The sequence below is a fragment of the Pseudoalteromonas phenolica genome, assembly GCF_044788725.1.
In the GTDB taxonomy this organism is placed as follows: domain Bacteria; phylum Pseudomonadota; class Gammaproteobacteria; order Enterobacterales; family Alteromonadaceae; genus Pseudoalteromonas; species Pseudoalteromonas phenolica_C.
In genome coordinates this window covers 1,845,598-1,861,857 of sequence record NZ_CP173161.1, presented here as the reverse complement: position 1 = coordinate 1,861,857, position 16,260 = coordinate 1,845,598, and the positions used below count along the sequence as shown (strand labels likewise).

Sequence of the window (16,260 nt, the reverse complement as noted above, 5' to 3'; positions counted from 1 at the left end):
CACCTACTTCTCTTTGACAACAAATAAGCCACCCGCTCTTTGGGCTGCATTTTCTATTTCATATAATTCAAAACTTCCTCTTATTTTACTCAATTGATCACTGAATTGAGCTTGAATATCACCTGCAGCAAGATTTTGGCCATGACTTGCGTAATTCACTCCGAGCTCCATCCCTTGGCTATTGATCAAGCCGTTGAATGTAGCAAACCATTCACCAGCGTTATCATTAAATGATATTTGCCCTAATGGGACTGTTCCGTTATCAAAATCGACATTAATTTTAATTTCAAAATCACTTATATTTCCCTCTGTTGATGTCAGAGAAAAATTTTCTAAATCAGTGTATTCAATGACACCTGTTCGCTCTGCTATCAAATTTTCTGTATTTTCTATTGCAAGACTATCTAGCGCTTCTTCATTAATAAAGCTGGTTTCATCTATGGCTTTTTTAATATTCTCAACAATAACTGTTTGTTCATTGCTCTGAACGGTAATATCCAGACTTGATTCTTTAGCAACTGAATCAGCTAAGTCTGCGATTTTCTCACTGACATCCTCTGATTGCTCATTAGCTTGTCCTGACAGAGATGATAACTCCACTGGCGGTTTTAATAACCGGTTTATTTCACCTGTATTTGAAATTTTCGCATAAGCATGCGAACCTTCATTGCCGAGCACAATGGGCTCAGAAAACAAACTTCCCGATATTTCAATTGAGCCATCCCATACAGCCATAAATAGCTCACCGTTTACTAATTCTACTTCATAATGTGTGCCTCTAATTCCGATACTTCCCACAGGAGTTTTGAGTTTATAATTGTTTGAGTTACCTTTTATTGTGCCTGTAATTGTTCTTAAACCACCTGAAACTAACTCCATTACCACCGAGCCACCTTGCCCGTTATTATTTAAAAAGTATTCTTCGATATTAAGAGCCGTATTTTCTTTCAATGCGAGTAAGGCACCATCAACCATTTTTAGTTGAGCTTGGCTTGCATCAGAAGTAGAAACTTGGTCAATTTTGAATACAGGCGTTCTTCTTTTTAAACTTCTGACTTGCGATGTATCTAAAGAGAGTGCGACTACTTTTCCTTTTGCTAGCAAGGTTTTTCCTGCCTGTTCTTGAGACAATCCTGCTGGAATATAAAAACTAGCAATAGCAACGAAAATAAATATGCAAGGCTTCATTTTAAAAATCATAACTTGCTCCTAGATACCACTCTGAACGATTGTATTCATAAATGGGGATTGTGCTTGTTTTCTTGTAATAGCTGTAACGAGATTGTAGACCCCAATCTGCTGTTAGCTTGTAACGCCACTCTATAGATAGATTTTTTAACTTTTCATCACGAAGAATTAAAAAGAAAGGATGTGCTTTATGATGTTCAACTGTTCGATACTGAGCATTGAATGCCAATGACTGCGATGAAGATAATTGATAGTTTAAATACAAAGATAAAGCAGTGAAATCTCTTCCAAAGTGCTCTGCAATTTCTAAATCAGCATTTTGTTTACCATATGAAATTGCAAACTTTGATAATAAGTGTTTAGAAACTAAAACAACTCCTGCGCTTGATTCAATTATTGTACTGTCCAAATTCTCATTTTGAACATTGTTTATTGAAGAAGCCTTTGCATTTAAGTCCACTGACCAATAATTTGTGAGCTTAAATTGTATGGCGGAAGTTAGCCCAACCTCTTGCTGATAAGTTGCTTCATCTAAAGACATAACAGAAGCAATGCCATTTAAGCTTAATTTGTAGGGTGATTTAGCATACTCATAACCAAATACAATATTTCCTTGTGTACGGTTATAGTGTGACAAATTTTGATGGCTTTGCTGAGCTAAACTCAAATTTAAACGCCAAGCGTCATGCTGGGTCCTATGCCACTTACCTAAAAAGTCATAGTTCAACCTTGCAAATTGATCTGATGTTTCTAGGCTATTTTCGTCCAACAATATTTCAATACCTGAAACAACAACTCTATCATCCAAAGAGCCACTATTCACATTTGAATCATCACCAAGTACAAAAGAGAGTCTTTGATTAATGTTTGAGTCTAGATTTTGTCGTTTATTCCTAACCAAAGAGAGTGTGTCATTAATATTGTTTCTCAAACTACTGGGAATATTTAAAGAAAGGAGTCGATTTAGCACCCGCTCAGCTTGGTTCAAATTATTTAGTTTAGCGTAGCTAAGTGCCAAGAAGTAATAAGATTTAAAATCATCGGGCTTTTCTGAAACTACACGTTCGAAAGCAAAAACGGCTTCATCAATTTTATTCAATTTAATACAAATTTGACCATAAATAGCATCAAATTCGGGAGTACCAGCCAATTCATCAAAATAAAGATTAGCCAGTTCAAATGCTTTATCAGCTTTTTCAGTTTGAAAAGTCTGGGTTATTTTAGATAAAGCTACAGTAGATGAAGTTGCCGAAATACTCACACCTACATAAATACAACAGTACAAATACAGAGTGTATCGCCACATAGTTGATCCTAACTTACAAATAGTTTGCGAATCAGAAGTAATCAGGTTTGAAACTACGGCAATACAAACAAGTTCACTTTCCTGCAAATTCATTTATGCCAATACTAAGCCCAATTTTGGCCGTTATATTCATTGAAGAGCAATCACGAGTAATAGCTCATAACCTTTATTTAATATTTAGGCTTAGCTTGGCCAACTAAATGAATTGGTACAATATACATTTTTAGTATAATCAAGATTGTGAGAAGGTCAGTAACTAAATTAGATACAAGCCCTTCTTATTTAAAAGAAGGGCTAAATTAGAAAGATTGAGACGGATTAAATTTTTCTTGCTACTTGAAGGGCTTCAAAAATTGCACGCTTTGCATCAATTGCAGCAGCAAGTTTTGCACCACCAATGACATGGTGATTTTCTGGTAGTGTTTCTTTATTGAATATTTCATCATTTGAAACCTGACCAATACAGGCTATCACAGTGTCAACGTCTAAATATTGCTCTTCCCCTTTAACTTTAATTTTCAAGCCTTGTTCGTCAAAGCCTAAATATTCACACTCTGATAATTGTTTAACATTATGTTGCTTCGCAACCTGTCTATGGATCCAACCTGTAGTTTTACCCAACTCTGAACCAAAGCGCCCTTCGCTTCGCTTAAGCATATAAAGTTGTCTTTGTGGACCAGTATGCTGCTGTTCAGTTTCTATACCCCATTGTGCTTTAAATTCTTCAATCGATTGCTCAGACTTTTCTTGTAGAAATGCAACCATATCAAAACCAATACCACCCGCACCTAAAATGGCAACTTTGTCTCCGATTTCAACTTCACCGCGAATAACTTCATCATAGTGATAAACGCGCTTGCCATCTTTGCATGGGAAACTCGCTACACGTGGTTTAACCCCGGATGCAAAAACAATATCATCAAAGCCATTGTCCATATCAGGTGAGTATTCACAGTTTAATTCAAGATTAATATTTAAACGCTCTACCTCTTTCAAGAAATATTTTAATGTCTTTTTAAAATCTTCTTTGCCAGGCACTTGCATCGCTAGATTAAACTGCCCACCCGCATGGCTATTACGCTCAATAATTTTTACCTTATGGCCTTTTTTAGCTAGATATATCGCCGCTGATAAACCAGCTGGACCAGCACCGACAACTAATACACTTTTTTCTTTAGACGCTTTTTCTAATGGATAGTCAAGCTCATAACAAGCTTGAGGGTTTACCAAGCATGTTGCACGTTGGCCCTTAAAAACATGATCTAAACACCCTTGGTTACAACCAATACAGACGTTAATTTGTTCTGACCTATTCTCTTTATACTTATTGAAAAATTCAGGATCTGCTAGTAATGGGCGTGCCATTGAAATAAGGTCTGACTGGTTAGCATTTAAAATGTCATTTGCAATTTCAGGCGTGTTTATTCGGTTAACTGCGATTACTGGAACATCAACCCATTGCTTCAATCTTTCTGAAGCTTCTCTGAAAGCACCCGCAGGTACCATACTTGCGATTGTTGGTACTCGTGCCTCGTGCCACCCTATCCCAGTATTGATAATATCAACACCCGCTTTCACAAGCTCTTTAGCTTGATACTCAACTTCTTCAGTCGTAGAACCATCCGGAATTAAATCCATGACAGAAAGCCTGAAGATAATCATAAACTTATCTGAAACAGCCTGTCTAACTGCTGTGACGATCTCTTTTGCCAGCCTTACTCTATTCTCTAAACTACCACCATAGCTATCTGTTCGCTTGTTGGTATGTGGGGCCATAAACTCATTAATTAAATAACCTTCAGAGCCCATTATCTCGACGCCATCATAGCCTGCTTTTTCAGCAAGCTTTGCCGACTTGGCGAAGCTTTTTATAGTCGATTTGACTTGCCCAATAGACATAGCTTTAGGCTTAAACGGAGTAATTGGTGCTTTCAAAGCACTCGGCGCAACACTAAAAGGATGATAGGCATAGCGACCTGCATGAAGTAATTGCAGACAAATCTTACCGTCATGCTTGTGGACAGCATCGGTATAGGCCTTGTGTTTTACGACATCAAATACAGAATTAAATGAAGATGCAAATGGTGTCAATTTGCCACGAATATTAGGGCTATACCCACCGGTTATGATTAAGCCAGTGCCACCTTTTGCACGCTCTTCATAAAATGCAGCCAATTTTTTTCTATTTGACCACCCTTCTTCTAAGCCCGTGTGCATCGAGCCCATAACGAGTCTATTACGCAACCTTGTATTTTTTAATTCTAATGGTGCTTCTAACATGGATTAATTTCTCAAAACTGGTCGTACCTGCTGTGACCTTAGCAATTTTTAACAAATTAGCAAAGATTATCTTGTTAAAAAGTCGAATTTTCATGTAACTGTTCGTTATATAAGCTTATAAATACTTAGTTACGTTTTAGATATAACACTCTTAAATGAACTCGGTTATTATTAAAGAAGTAAAAAAGAATAGAATTAGATAGTAAAGGTGAGCTTTGATTTATATAGGTAAATTTTTCAAGGGCCTGTGGTCCGCCATAAACTTTTCAAGAAAACTAATATTAAACTTAGTCTTCTTTGGTATTTTGATTTTAATTGTTTTATCAATACCTCAACAAGAAGCTCAGGTTCACGTTCCTGATGGCGCTGTTTTGAACCTTAATTTGAATGGTTCACTTGTTGAAGAGCTTACATATATTGATCCCGTAGACGCTGCGTTTGGTGAGTTTTTCTCTAGTAATGATCAACCAAAAGAAATTTTAATTGATGACGTCGTTAATGTCATAAACTCGGCAGCAAAAGATGATCGTATTTCTATTTTATTACTGGACTTAAAGTCTCTCCATGGCGCGCATTTGAACAAATTAAACGCCATTACTGAAGCAATTGTTGAATTCAAAGCAACTGGGAAGAAAGTGATTGCCCATGGTGCTTATTATTCACAAAGCCAATATTTATTGGCTTCATATGCTGATGAAATTTCTCTTCATCCTTATGGTGGTGTTGAGATACGCGGCTTTGCGAATTACCCTCTCTATTTTAAAGACGCATTAGATAAACTAAAAGTTACTCAACATGTGTTCCGAGTTGGCACTTATAAATCAGCAGTTGAGCCATTTATTCGTAACGACATGTCTCCTGCCGCAAAAGAAGCGAATCAGCTATGGCTTAATGAATTATGGTCACAATATAAAACTGATATTGCCTCTGCTCGTGAATTTGAAGTATCTAATTTTGATGAGAAAGCAGATCAATATTTAGAAAAAATGAAAGCCGTGAATGGTGATTATGCTCAATATGCACTGCAAAATAATTGGGTTGATTCATTGCAAACTGACCAGCAACTTCAAGCGAAACTGATTGAGCAAGTTGGCACTAATTCCTCAGGAAAGACCTTCAAAAATATCACTTTTAATAAATATCTTAAAGCACTTAATAGCCAAACAAATTTTGCCCTACCACAACAAGATAAAGTGGCTGTGATTGTTGCTAGAGGTAATATAGTAGACGGCAAACAAAAAGCGGGTCGAATTGGTGGCGATTCGACTGCTGCCCTACTTAAAAAGGCTCGCTTAAATCCTGATGTGAAAGCGGTTGTACTCAGAATAGATTCTGGTGGCGGAAGTATGTTCGCCTCTGAAGTAATACGAAATGAAGTGCTTGCTGTCAAAGAAGCGGGCAAACCAATTATTGCGTCCATGGGTTCTGTTGCTGCATCTGGAGGCTATTGGATAGCGATGTCAGCCGATGAAATCTGGGCTGCTCCAAGTACTATAACCGGGTCAATTGGTGTATTCGGAACTATTCTAACTTTTGAAAACTCACTAAATTCAATCGGTGTATATTCTGATGGTGTTGCGACAACTGAGTTAAATAATATTTCTTTATCAAGAGGTATCTCTGACAAACTTTCTCAAGTATTCCAGTTGGGCGTCGAAAATGCTTACGATAAATTTATCTCTCTTGTTGCAGCAGAGCGCGGTTTAGATAAAGAAGCTGTAGATCAGGTTGCACAAGGACGAGTTTGGACAGCAACACAAGCTAAAGAATTTGGACTAATCGACAAACTGGGAAACAAGCAAGATGCAATAGCTGCTGCTGCTACTTTAGCCCAGCTCCAAGAGTTTGATGTGATCACCATTGAGCAAACTCTGTCAGAGAAAGATCAGTTCTTAAAAGAATTATTAGGTTCAGCTATGGTAAGCACCCTTTTAGAAGCCAATAGTGATTCAGAGCATATACTTGAAAAACTATCAGTTTTATTTGGCGGTTTAGGTGCTCAGGTTGTCGAGCAACTGAATATTGTTAATGAGTTTAATGATCCTAATCACATCTATACACGCTGCTTAACTTGCGAAGTGGCCTATTAATCCTCTGTTATAAATACAAGCTTACGAATATAATAAGCCCAGATTAGTATCTGGGCTTATTTATATGAAAAGAAAAAAAATCTATATCGCCTACACAGGCGGTACAATTGGTATGAAACAATCTTCTCGCGGCTATGTGCCTGTTGCTGGTTATTTGACTGAAACCGTAAAAAATAATGCAGAGTTTACTCGAGAAGAAATGCCATTATTTGATATTCATGAATATTGCCCGTTAATTGACTCATCAGATATGTCACCTCATCATTGGCAAATAATCGCCGATGATATTAAGTCAAAATACGACCAATATGATGGCTTTGTCGTACTCCATGGCACAGATACTATGGCCTATACTGCTTCTGCATTGTCGTTTATGTTTGAAAATCTCACTAAGCCAGTTATTGTGACTGGTTCACAAATTCCGCTATCACAGTTACGTTCAGACGGCCAAGTCAATTTATTAAATGCGATGTATCTAGCTGCAAACTATCCAATTGCAGAGGTTAGTTTATTCTTTAACAATCAGCTTTTCAGAGGTAACAGAGCAACTAAAGCCCATGCCGACGGCTTTAATGCGTTTGCATCACCTAATTTATCTCCTTTAGCGCAATCTGGGATCAATATTCAGCTTATAGAAGGAAAACTTAGTCCTTATGTTGAACAAGCATTGCAAGTAACTCCTATTCAGTCTCAAAAAATCGCTATTTTATATTTGTATCCGGGTATTTCAGTCGAAATGGTAAGAAACGTCATCACCGATGATGTTAAAGGCTTAATATTACTCAGCTTTGGTGTTGGCAATGCACCACAGCAATCTGAATTTCTTGATATCTTGAAAACGGCAACCGATAAAGGGACTGTTATTGTTAACCTGACCCAATGCATTCAAGGCCAAGTGAATATGGGCGGGTATGCGACCGGTAATGCGTTATTAAATTGTGGTGTGTTGAGCGGCTACGATATGACGTTAGAAGCGTGCTTAACGAAGTTACATTATTTGTTTAGTCAAAATTTGGAATTGGAAACTGTCAGACACTTGATGCAGGATAATTTACGAGGTGAATTAACTCGATAAAAAACCGAGCTTCCTTGTGCTAGAAACAAAAAAGGTCAGCAATGCTGACCTTTTTAACTTTGATTGTTACTTTATCTGACTTTTGCGTCTATCTCGACCAAGTCAGTTAAGTGGCAAGTCTCACCAGAATGAGTCTTAATACCATGCTCTCCAAAGTAATCACGCTGTGCTTGGACTAAATGGCCATTACTCGGTGTACTTAACGTTGCAATGTAAGTTTGCGTTGAGCTAAGTACCGGGAAAGCTAAACCAGAACTAATTGCTTGACCTGTAACTTTGCGTAATGCCAATGACTCAGCTTTTAGCGTATCAATAAATTCTACACCTTCGGCAATGTCATCTAAATAGTCTGCTCTGATAATACAACCTGCACGCCATGTTTGTAGTGTTTTATTAAGGTCTACTTTCCATTGATGAGCACGTGAAGCGCCTTTTATCAAGGCTAAACCCTGACGATAACATAACAAACTAGCAAGATAGAATGCCGATTTTAATTCTTCTAAATCAATGTCGATATTTGCTGTTTGCTGAGCTGCATAAGTCATTTCTTTAGCGGCGTGCGTATCTATGGTGTTTGTCAAATGACGCGCTTGTACTGCCGCAACTAAAGAAGGTACAGCAATACCTAACTCTAACGCATTCTGTGCAGTCCAAAGACCTGTGCCTTTAGCACCCACTTTGTTATCAATTAAGTCGACTAAAGACTCTTCTTTATCCGTTTCAAGTTCTAGAATATGACTCGAAATAGATAACAAATAACTATTTAATTGACCTTCTGACCAAGATTTAAATACTTCAGCAACTTCTTTTGGTGTTCTGCCTGTACCATGGCGGAGTAATTGATACATTTCTGCAATCAATTGCATTAACGCATACTCGATACCATTGTGCACCATTTTAACAAAGTGACCTGAAGCTGATTGACCTACACGGGCAAAACATGATTCACCATTGTAGCTTGCAGCTACTTTTTCGAACCAAGGGATAATACGTTCCCAACCGCCCTCTGAACCACTGGCCATCATAGCCGGACCGTGACGGGCACCTTCAGCACCGCCAGAAATACCCATGGTCGCAAACTCAAATTTATTTTGATACTTAAGTTTGCGCGCAATACCATCTTTATAGTTACTGTTACCACAGTCAATAATGATATCGTCTTTATCAACACCCGCTTCTACTAAGTCTGAACACACCCTATCTACTAACTCACCGGCTGGAACAAGTAATAGAATTGAACGAGGTGTTTCTAGACGACGGATCATATCACCAAGGTCAGAAACAATGTGCAAGCGCTCTGCTAAACCAAGTGACTGAGCACAACTAATAAGCTCAGCACCTGCGTCGGGGTTTTTATCATAGGCAACTAATGTTAACCCCTGTTCAATGAGATTCAGTGCAAGGTTTTTACCCATTACACCCAAACCAACTAATGCAACTTGCATTAAGTTCCTCCTCGGTAACAACTAATTTGAGCAATACTTCGTAGCATATTATATGTCTTAGCTTTGTAAGATACCAATTTGCTAACGTTCAAAATCAATCTATGTACAAGATAACTTAAATTGGGGTTAAGAATTTTTGAGTGAACAAAAAAGTACAAACATTGTTCACTAAAGAATTCTTGGAATTAAATTGTACACAAAGACACCAAAATCTTGTGATTGACGCACACTGACACCGGTGTCATAATGATGTCATATAGATCATATAACTTAATCACGGTGTTAAAAAGAGTTAATCTAAATTCTTTCTACATCTAATGCGTTTTTATTCAAAAATTGAACTATTTTAGCTTCAATTTGTAAGATTACTCTCGCATACATTAATATCTACCTATCTAATAGGCCTACAGGAGAACCTGATGCTTAGACGCACAAAAATTGTAGCAACCCTTGGACCTGCAACAGACCGCGATAATAACTTAGAAAAAATCATTAAAGCCGGTGCAAACGTAGTTCGCCTAAACTTCTCACACGGTGTTGCACAAGATCATAAAGACAGAGCACAAGCTGTAAGAGAAATCGCAGCAAAACTTAATAAGCATGTTGCTATCCTTGCGGACCTTCAAGGCCCAAAAATTCGTGTTTCAACTTTCAAAGATGGTAAAGTTAATCTTGAAGTCGGTGCTAAATTCACATTAGATGCACAAATGGCTAAAGGTGAAGGTACTGTTGAAGCTGTTGGTATTGACTACAAAGAATTGCCTCAAGACGTAAAACCAGGTGATTTATTACTATTAAACGATGGTTTAATTCAACTTGTTGTTGACTCGGTAGACGGCCAACTTGTTCACACAACGGTTAAAGTTGGTGGTGTTCTTTCTAATAATAAAGGTATAAACCGCTTAGGTGGTGGTTTAACTGCACCAGCCTTTACAGCTAAAGATGAAGAAGATTTAATCACTGCTTCAGAAATCGGTGTTGACTATATTGCAGTGTCATTCCCTCGAAGTGGCGACGATATGCGTTATGTTCGTTCACTTGCAGAAAAAGCAGGTTCTAACGCGCAGCTACTTGCAAAAATCGAACGTGCGGAAGCAGTTGAAACTGTTGAAGCAATTGATGATATCGTTCTTGCATCTGACGCAGTAATGGTTGCTCGTGGTGATTTAGGTGTTGAAATTGGTGATGCTGCGCTTGTTGGTAAGCAAAAGCTGATTATTAGCCGTGCACGCTCGCTAAATCGTACTGTTGTAACAGCGACGCAAATGATGGAGTCGATGATTGATAACCCAATGCCAACACGTGCAGAAGTTATGGACGTTGCAAATGCAGTGTTAGACGGCACTGATGCAGTAATGCTGTCAGCAGAAACGGCTGCTGGTGATTACCCTGAAGAAACTGTTGCTACGATGGCACGTGTTTGTTTAGGTGCTGAGTCTCAACCTGAAGCTCACATTTCGAAACATCGTTTGGATAGCATGTTCTCAGACACATCTGAAACTTTGGCGCTATCAGCTATGTATGCAGCAAACCATTTAGATAGCGTAAAAGCAATTGTCACGCTAACAGAGTCAGGCAAAACGGCAAAATTAATGTCGCGTATTAGCTCTGGTCACCCTATTTACTCATTATCTCGTCATGCCTCTACACTTGGCCAAACAGCACTATATCGTGGTGTTTACCCAGTTTATTTCGATTCAACAAAACATGATCAGGAATGCATGATCAAAGACGCGCTTGATACATTAGTTGAGCGTGGTTCACTAGTAAAAGGTGATACAGTTATTTTGACACATGGTGACAAAATGGAAACTGTTGGTGCTACCAATACAATGAAAATTATCACTGTATAATTAAACATTCAGTTCACTAAAAAGGAGCTGTTTTAATTCAGCTCCTTTTTTTATATCCGTTGTCAAAATCAACCTATTCTTTTAATAAGAACTTTTTACAATTGGTACAAGTGCAAAAAAGAAAAATTAACTTGCAAGCGCAGCTTTAACTTTATCTCTATAACTGCGGCTTACTTTCAATTCTTGACCGTTATCTAACACCAACAAATATTCGCCACTTGTTTGAGTCACTAATTTACTGATTTGTTTTGTATTAACAATTGCAGAACGATGTACACGAACAAATAACGCAGGATCAAGTTCTTGTTCAAGTTCTTTCATTGTTTTACGAAGAATATGTGTTTTACCATCGCTACAATGTAAACACATGTAGTCACCGGCAGCGTCAACCCATTGAATAGAAGAAGTCGTTACACGAATAATTTCACCCTGCTCCTTTACAGCAAGAGATTCAGGATACTTTTTATCTTCTAACGCATCACCAGTGGCCAATTTTTTTAGGATTTCTTCACAGTTATTGCCAGTTATACCTGCAACGAAACTCGCTAGCTTTTTCTTATGAGCATTATCTTGTTGTGTTTTTAAATAACTTTGCACTTTATCCACCGCCTGTTCTAATCGGTTGTCATCAACGGGTTTTAAAATATAATCGAGAGCATGTATTTCAAAAGCCTGCACTGCGTATTGATCAAATGCCGTAACAAAAACCACTGCTGGCATTGTTCCAGGTTTTTCACTTAATGTTTTAGCAACTTCGAAACCATTCATTCCTGGCATTTGAATATCAAGAAATAGTAAGTCAATCTCGTTCTCATTACAGGCCTGAATCGCCTTCTCACCTGTAGGACATAAATCAACTACTTCAATTTGCTCAAATTCCTTTAAACGTACAGCAAGGCCTTTTCTTGCTAATGGCTCATCATCAACGATTAATGTTTTAATTCTACTCATTACCTTCTGCCTTCTCGTAAGGAACGCGAATATTAACTTTCAGCCCGTTTGGATTATTATGCGATAGCGCAAACGAGTAATTATTTTCGTATAAAGTTTTTAATCTATCTTGGGTATTTGCAATGCCAACCCCTGATGCATTCAACAACTTACCATTTTCTATTTCAGCACCTGGTCCGTTATCACCTACTTCTAATAATAATTCATTGGCGAATACTTGCGCCTTAATCTCTAATTGACCACCTTCAGTCATATGTGCGATTGCGTATTTGATTGAGTTTTCTATAAGAGGTTGCAATATTAGACTTGGTACTAATGCCTGCTTGGCATCTTCTGTAATATCAACATCAATAGATAACCGTTCATCAAATCTAACTTTCTCGATTTCTAAATAAAGGTTTAATGCATGGATCTCTTGTTCTAATGGTACTTTCTTTATTGGATCTGTATTTAGGGTATAACGCAAGAACTCACTTAAACGAGCAACCATTTGGTTTGCGTCTTTATTCTCTTCAACAAGGATCAGAGTTGATATTGCGTTCAAAGTATTAAAAAGAAAATGAGGATTTAATTGATAGCGAAGCATTTTTAATTGCGCTTCGTGCGCCATCGTATTTGCTTTCAGCGCTTTCTGGCGTTCACTTTGCAGGAGTTGATAGTATTTAATACCAAAATATAGTCCGCTCCAACATAGTACTATATAAACTGAATCTAAGCCTTGTTGAAAATAATAAAACCACTCAGTTGGGCGATATCCATGACGATATATTTCCCACAAGTTAAATTTTTGCACAACAGACCAAAGCGTGCCTGTAAAATATGATGCACTAAATACAACGACTATGAGAACCCAAGGCTTTGAGTTCCATATTTTACGATAGAGATAACGCAGCGGCACTGTCATCAAACAACCTGCATAGGCATTTAATACAATGACGAATACATATATGTCTCTCATTTCGAAGACTTTTGAGCCAATATAGTTTACAAGTGCATAGCCAATCCAACCTGCAATTTGCAAAACCCAAAAGAATCGTTGTCGATTATCGACTAAAGCTTGCCATTTCAATGGATTATATAACTCCTATTCAATACCTAAATTATACGAAATGCATCCTAACATCGCACTGCCACCAATCTCATAATTCCATCGGCTTACCGCAAAGAAAAGGGGCACAAAATTGTGCCCCTTTATACAAAATTATTAAATTTTTATGCTAGCTTATCTGAAGCTACTTTGTATTTTGGATCTTCAATCACGTTAACTTCAACTAAATCATTTGCTTTATTAAGTAGTTGAATACAGTCTTGGCTAAGGTGACGAAGATGGATAGTTTTACCAGCCTTCTTATAGCGTTCAGCTAAACTATCAATGGCCTCGATTGCACTGTGATCGGCCACACGACTATATTTAAACTCAATGATCACATCGCTTGGGTCATTAGCTACATCAAACAATTCAGCAAAGTTTTTTACTGAGCCAAAGAACAGAGGACCATGTAACTCATAAACTTTAGAGCCTTGTTCATCAATATAGTTATTCGTATAAATGTGCTTTGCATGTTCCCAAGCAAAAACAAGTGCAGATACAATCACACCAACACAAACTGCAATAGCAAGGTCCGTAATTACAGTCACACCAGATACAAGTACAATTACGAATGCATCTGTTTTAGGAATTCGTTTCATCAATCTAAAACTTGACCATTCAAAGGTGCCTAATACAACCATAAACATAACACCTACAAGTGCTGCTAACGGGATCATTTCAATTAAACTTGCCGCGAACAGAATGAAACCAAGAAGTAATACTGCGGCAGTGATCCCAGATAAGCGACTTCGACCTCCTGAGTTAATATTGATCATTGACTGTCCGATCATGGCACAGCCACCCATCGCACCAAATACACCACAGGTAACATTTGCAGCACCTTGACCAATACATTCTTTATTCGAATTACCACGTGTCTCTGTGATTTCATCAATTAAAGTTAAAGTTAAAAGTGACTCAATCAGACCAATAGCTGCTAGAACGAGCGCATAAGGGAATATAATTTTGAATGTTTCAAAATTGAATGGTACAGCTGGAATGTGGAACTCAGGGAAACCACCAGCAATTGTTGCATCTAAGTTACCTGACATATCTTTTAAGTAATCAAGTACAGTTCGTGACTCTAAATCGAAACCAATCACTAAACCCGTTACAACTAAGATGGCAGCTAAAGACGATGGTATTGCAGTTGTTAATTTAGGCAAGAAATGAATAATTGCCATAGTTAAAGCCACTAAACCTGCCATTAAATAAAGATCTGTACCTTGCATCCACTGCAACTGCCCCGCTTCATCCATAACTTTAAATTGACCAAGCTGAGCTAGGAAGATAACGATAGCAAGGCCATTAACAAAGCCAAGCATTACAGGATGCGGAACCATTCTTATAAATTTACCGAGTTTAAAAATACCCGCTAAAATTTGCAGCACGCCCATTAATAGAACTGTAGCAAACAAATACTCAACACCATGTTCAATAACTAGGCTTACCATTACAACCGCTAGCGCCCCAGTAGCACCAGAGATCATACCTGGACGTCCACCGAAAATAGAGGTAATTAAACCTACGATAAAGGCTGCATATAAGCCAACTAAAGGATCTACATGCGCAACAAATGCGAATGCAACAGCTTCCGGAACCAGTGCTAATGCAACAGTTAAACCGGACAAAATATCATTTTTAGCAGAGCTCGGTGCTTTGCCCAATAAATTGAACATTCATTTCCTCGATGTGTTAGATATATATTTTAATAATTATGAATAGAAAAGCGCTGGATTATAGCTAAATCCAGCGCTTTTAACAAACTGACTACAACTTTACAGTGTAGTAGAAATTGATGACAAACGAGTTTATAAAGGCAATGCAGTGGTTCTTTTTACACAAGTCATAGTTACATTAGAGTGTACTTCTTGTACATACTCTAAGTTTAGTAGGTTGTCGCGCACAAAGCGTTCATAGCCATCTATGCCTTTCGAAATAATACGCAACATAAAGTCCATAGTCCCTGCCATTGTGTAGCATTCTGTCACTTCATCATAGCTAAGAATAAGCTCTTCGAACTCAGCTAGATTGTTACGGCCATGGTTTGATAATCGCACATTAGCGTAGACTAACATATCAAAGCCAAGCTTTTTGTCATCTAATAACGCAACCTTTCCTTTGATATAGCCATCTTGCTCTAATTTTGCAATACGACGCCAACATGGTGATTGAGAAAGGCCAACTTTGTCTGCAATTTCAGCAGTCGATAAGCTTGCATCTTGTTGGATTAAAGCCAAAATTTGTCTGTCAACTTGATTTAAAGACATAAATATAAAGATCTCTTGTTTATACGAGAATTTTATTCTCTTTATTAGATTAAATGTTAGTTGTATTTAACCAAATCGGCCACTCATAAATGGATTATGTGCTTTCTCATATCCAATTGAAGTATTTGGCCCATGCCCAGAATATACTTCGACGTCATCCGGTAAGGTAAATAATTGTGTTTTAATAGAATGCGTTAATTGTTGGCTGTCTCCTTTTGGGAAATCTGTTCGACCCACGGAGCCTTTAAATAGTACATCACCAACAAAAACTGCTTTGTTCGCTGCTTCATAAAAAACAATGTGGCCAGGTGTATGACCAGGACAGTGACGAACTTCAAATTTTAAGCAGCCTAACTCAAATACATCGCCATCTTTTAACCAATTATCTGGGTAAAATACTTCATGAGGATCAAAGCCAAACATTTGGGATTGCATAGGCAACGCATCAAACCAAAACTTTTCTTCTTCACAAGGACCAAAAATTTTAATGTCAAGTTGTTTTGCTAATTGAACACATGCACCAACATGATCTAAATGACCGTGTGTAAGCAAAATACAACGAATATTAAGATTATTATCTGTTACATGTTTGAGCAATAACTCAGCATCTCCACCAGGGTCTAATATCGCAGTTTCCCCAGTTTCATTACATGTAATGAAACGTGTATTTTGCATGAATGCAGTGACAGGCTTGGTAACGACTTTCACTGTT

General features: G+C 37.8%; 12 protein-coding genes. 3 read left to right on the top strand and 9 right to left on the bottom strand.

The window, feature by feature from the left end:
- Positions 1-3 precede the first annotated feature (3 nt).
- The 3 genes from ACH784_RS08485 to ACH784_RS08475 form a co-directional block, all read right to left on the bottom strand.
- A complete protein-coding gene (locus tag ACH784_RS08485; RefSeq protein ID WP_404395015.1) occupies positions 4-1,200 on the bottom strand; it encodes a FecR domain-containing protein in 1,197 nt (398 codons plus the stop codon).
- On the bottom strand, positions 1,190-2,587 hold the full coding sequence (locus tag ACH784_RS08480; protein ID WP_404395014.1) for a tetratricopeptide repeat protein: 1,398 nt from the start codon (positions 2,585-2,587) through the stop codon (positions 1,190-1,192). Before ACH784_RS08480 ends, ACH784_RS08485 begins: the two co-directional genes overlap by 11 nt.
- Before the next feature lie 225 nt (positions 2,588-2,812).
- Entirely contained in the window at positions 2,813-4,774 is a 1,962-nt protein-coding gene (locus tag ACH784_RS08475; protein WP_404395012.1) for an FAD-dependent oxidoreductase, read from the bottom strand.
- 215 nt (positions 4,775-4,989) lie between these two features.
- On the opposite strand from ACH784_RS08475, the gene sppA reads away from it, so the two are divergent.
- Both sppA and ansA read left to right on the top strand, forming a co-directional pair.
- Positions 4,990-6,864 (top strand): signal peptide peptidase SppA, encoded by a 1,875-nt coding sequence (sppA, locus tag ACH784_RS08470; protein ID WP_404395010.1) that lies wholly within the window; start codon positions 4,990-4,992, stop codon positions 6,862-6,864.
- 64 nt (positions 6,865-6,928) lie between these two features.
- A complete protein-coding gene (gene ansA, locus ACH784_RS08465) occupies positions 6,929-7,939 on the top strand; it encodes an asparaginase (RefSeq protein ID WP_404395007.1) in 1,011 nt (336 codons plus the stop codon).
- 71 nt (positions 7,940-8,010) lie between these two features.
- On the opposite strand, the gene gndA is transcribed toward ansA, so the two are convergent.
- Entirely contained in the window at positions 8,011-9,384 is a 1,374-nt protein-coding gene (gene gndA / locus ACH784_RS08460) for an NADP-dependent phosphogluconate dehydrogenase (RefSeq protein ID WP_404395004.1), read from the bottom strand.
- 419 nt (positions 9,385-9,803) lie between these two features.
- Between gndA and pyk the strand changes: the two genes are divergently transcribed.
- Positions 9,804-11,237 carry a pyruvate kinase gene (pyk, locus tag ACH784_RS08455; RefSeq protein ID WP_404395002.1) on the top strand — a complete coding sequence of 478 codons (1,434 nt, stop codon included), beginning with the start codon at positions 9,804-9,806 and terminating at the stop codon, positions 11,235-11,237.
- 126 nt (positions 11,238-11,363) lie between these two features.
- Here pyk and ACH784_RS08450 read toward each other — a convergent pair whose 3' ends face one another.
- From ACH784_RS08450 to ACH784_RS08430, 5 genes are all read right to left on the bottom strand, one after another.
- A complete protein-coding gene (locus ACH784_RS08450) occupies positions 11,364-12,188 on the bottom strand; it encodes a LytR/AlgR family response regulator transcription factor (RefSeq protein WP_404395000.1) in 825 nt (274 codons plus the stop codon).
- Entirely contained in the window at positions 12,181-13,257 is a 1,077-nt protein-coding gene (locus ACH784_RS08445; RefSeq protein ID WP_404394997.1) for a sensor histidine kinase, read from the bottom strand. Before ACH784_RS08445 ends, ACH784_RS08450 begins: the two co-directional genes overlap by 8 nt.
- A 143-nt stretch (positions 13,258-13,400) precedes the next feature.
- Positions 13,401-14,957 carry a SulP family inorganic anion transporter gene (locus ACH784_RS08440; protein ID WP_404394995.1) on the bottom strand — a complete coding sequence of 519 codons (1,557 nt, stop codon included), beginning with the start codon at positions 14,955-14,957 and terminating at the stop codon, positions 13,401-13,403.
- Positions 14,958-15,089: 132 nt separating this feature from the next.
- Entirely contained in the window at positions 15,090-15,548 is a 459-nt protein-coding gene (locus ACH784_RS08435; RefSeq protein ID WP_058029847.1) for an Lrp/AsnC family transcriptional regulator, read from the bottom strand.
- 66 nt (positions 15,549-15,614) lie between these two features.
- Positions 15,615-16,256 (bottom strand): MBL fold metallo-hydrolase, encoded by a 642-nt coding sequence (locus ACH784_RS08430; RefSeq protein WP_404394993.1) that lies wholly within the window; start codon positions 16,254-16,256, stop codon positions 15,615-15,617.
- Positions 16,257-16,260: the final 4 nt, after the last annotated feature.

Bases quoted from the DNA above. Each gene is read 5' to 3' on its own strand.
- ACH784_RS08485 (WP_404395015.1), bottom strand. From the start codon at position 1,200: ATGATTTTTAAAATGAAGCCTTGCATATTTATTTTCGTTGCTATTGCT.
- ACH784_RS08480 (WP_404395014.1), bottom strand. From the start codon at position 2,587: ATGAATTTGCAGGAAAGTGAACTTGTTTGTATTGCCGTAGTTTCAAAC.
- ACH784_RS08475 (WP_404395012.1), bottom strand. From the start codon at position 4,774: ATGTTAGAAGCACCATTAGAATTAAAAAATACAAGGTTGCGTAATAGA.
- ansA (WP_404395007.1), top strand. From the start codon at position 6,929: ATGAAAAGAAAAAAAATCTATATCGCCTACACAGGCGGTACAATTGGT.
- gndA (WP_404395004.1), bottom strand. From the start codon at position 9,384: ATGCAAGTTGCATTAGTTGGTTTGGGTGTAATGGGTAAAAACCTTGCA.
- pyk (WP_404395002.1), top strand. From the start codon at position 9,804: ATGCTTAGACGCACAAAAATTGTAGCAACCCTTGGACCTGCAACAGAC.
- ACH784_RS08450 (WP_404395000.1), bottom strand. From the start codon at position 12,188: ATGAGTAGAATTAAAACATTAATCGTTGATGATGAGCCATTAGCAAGA.
- ACH784_RS08440 (WP_404394995.1), bottom strand. From the start codon at position 14,957: ATGTTCAATTTATTGGGCAAAGCACCGAGCTCTGCTAAAAATGATATT.
- ACH784_RS08435 (WP_058029847.1), bottom strand. From the start codon at position 15,548: ATGTCTTTAAATCAAGTTGACAGACAAATTTTGGCTTTAATCCAACAA.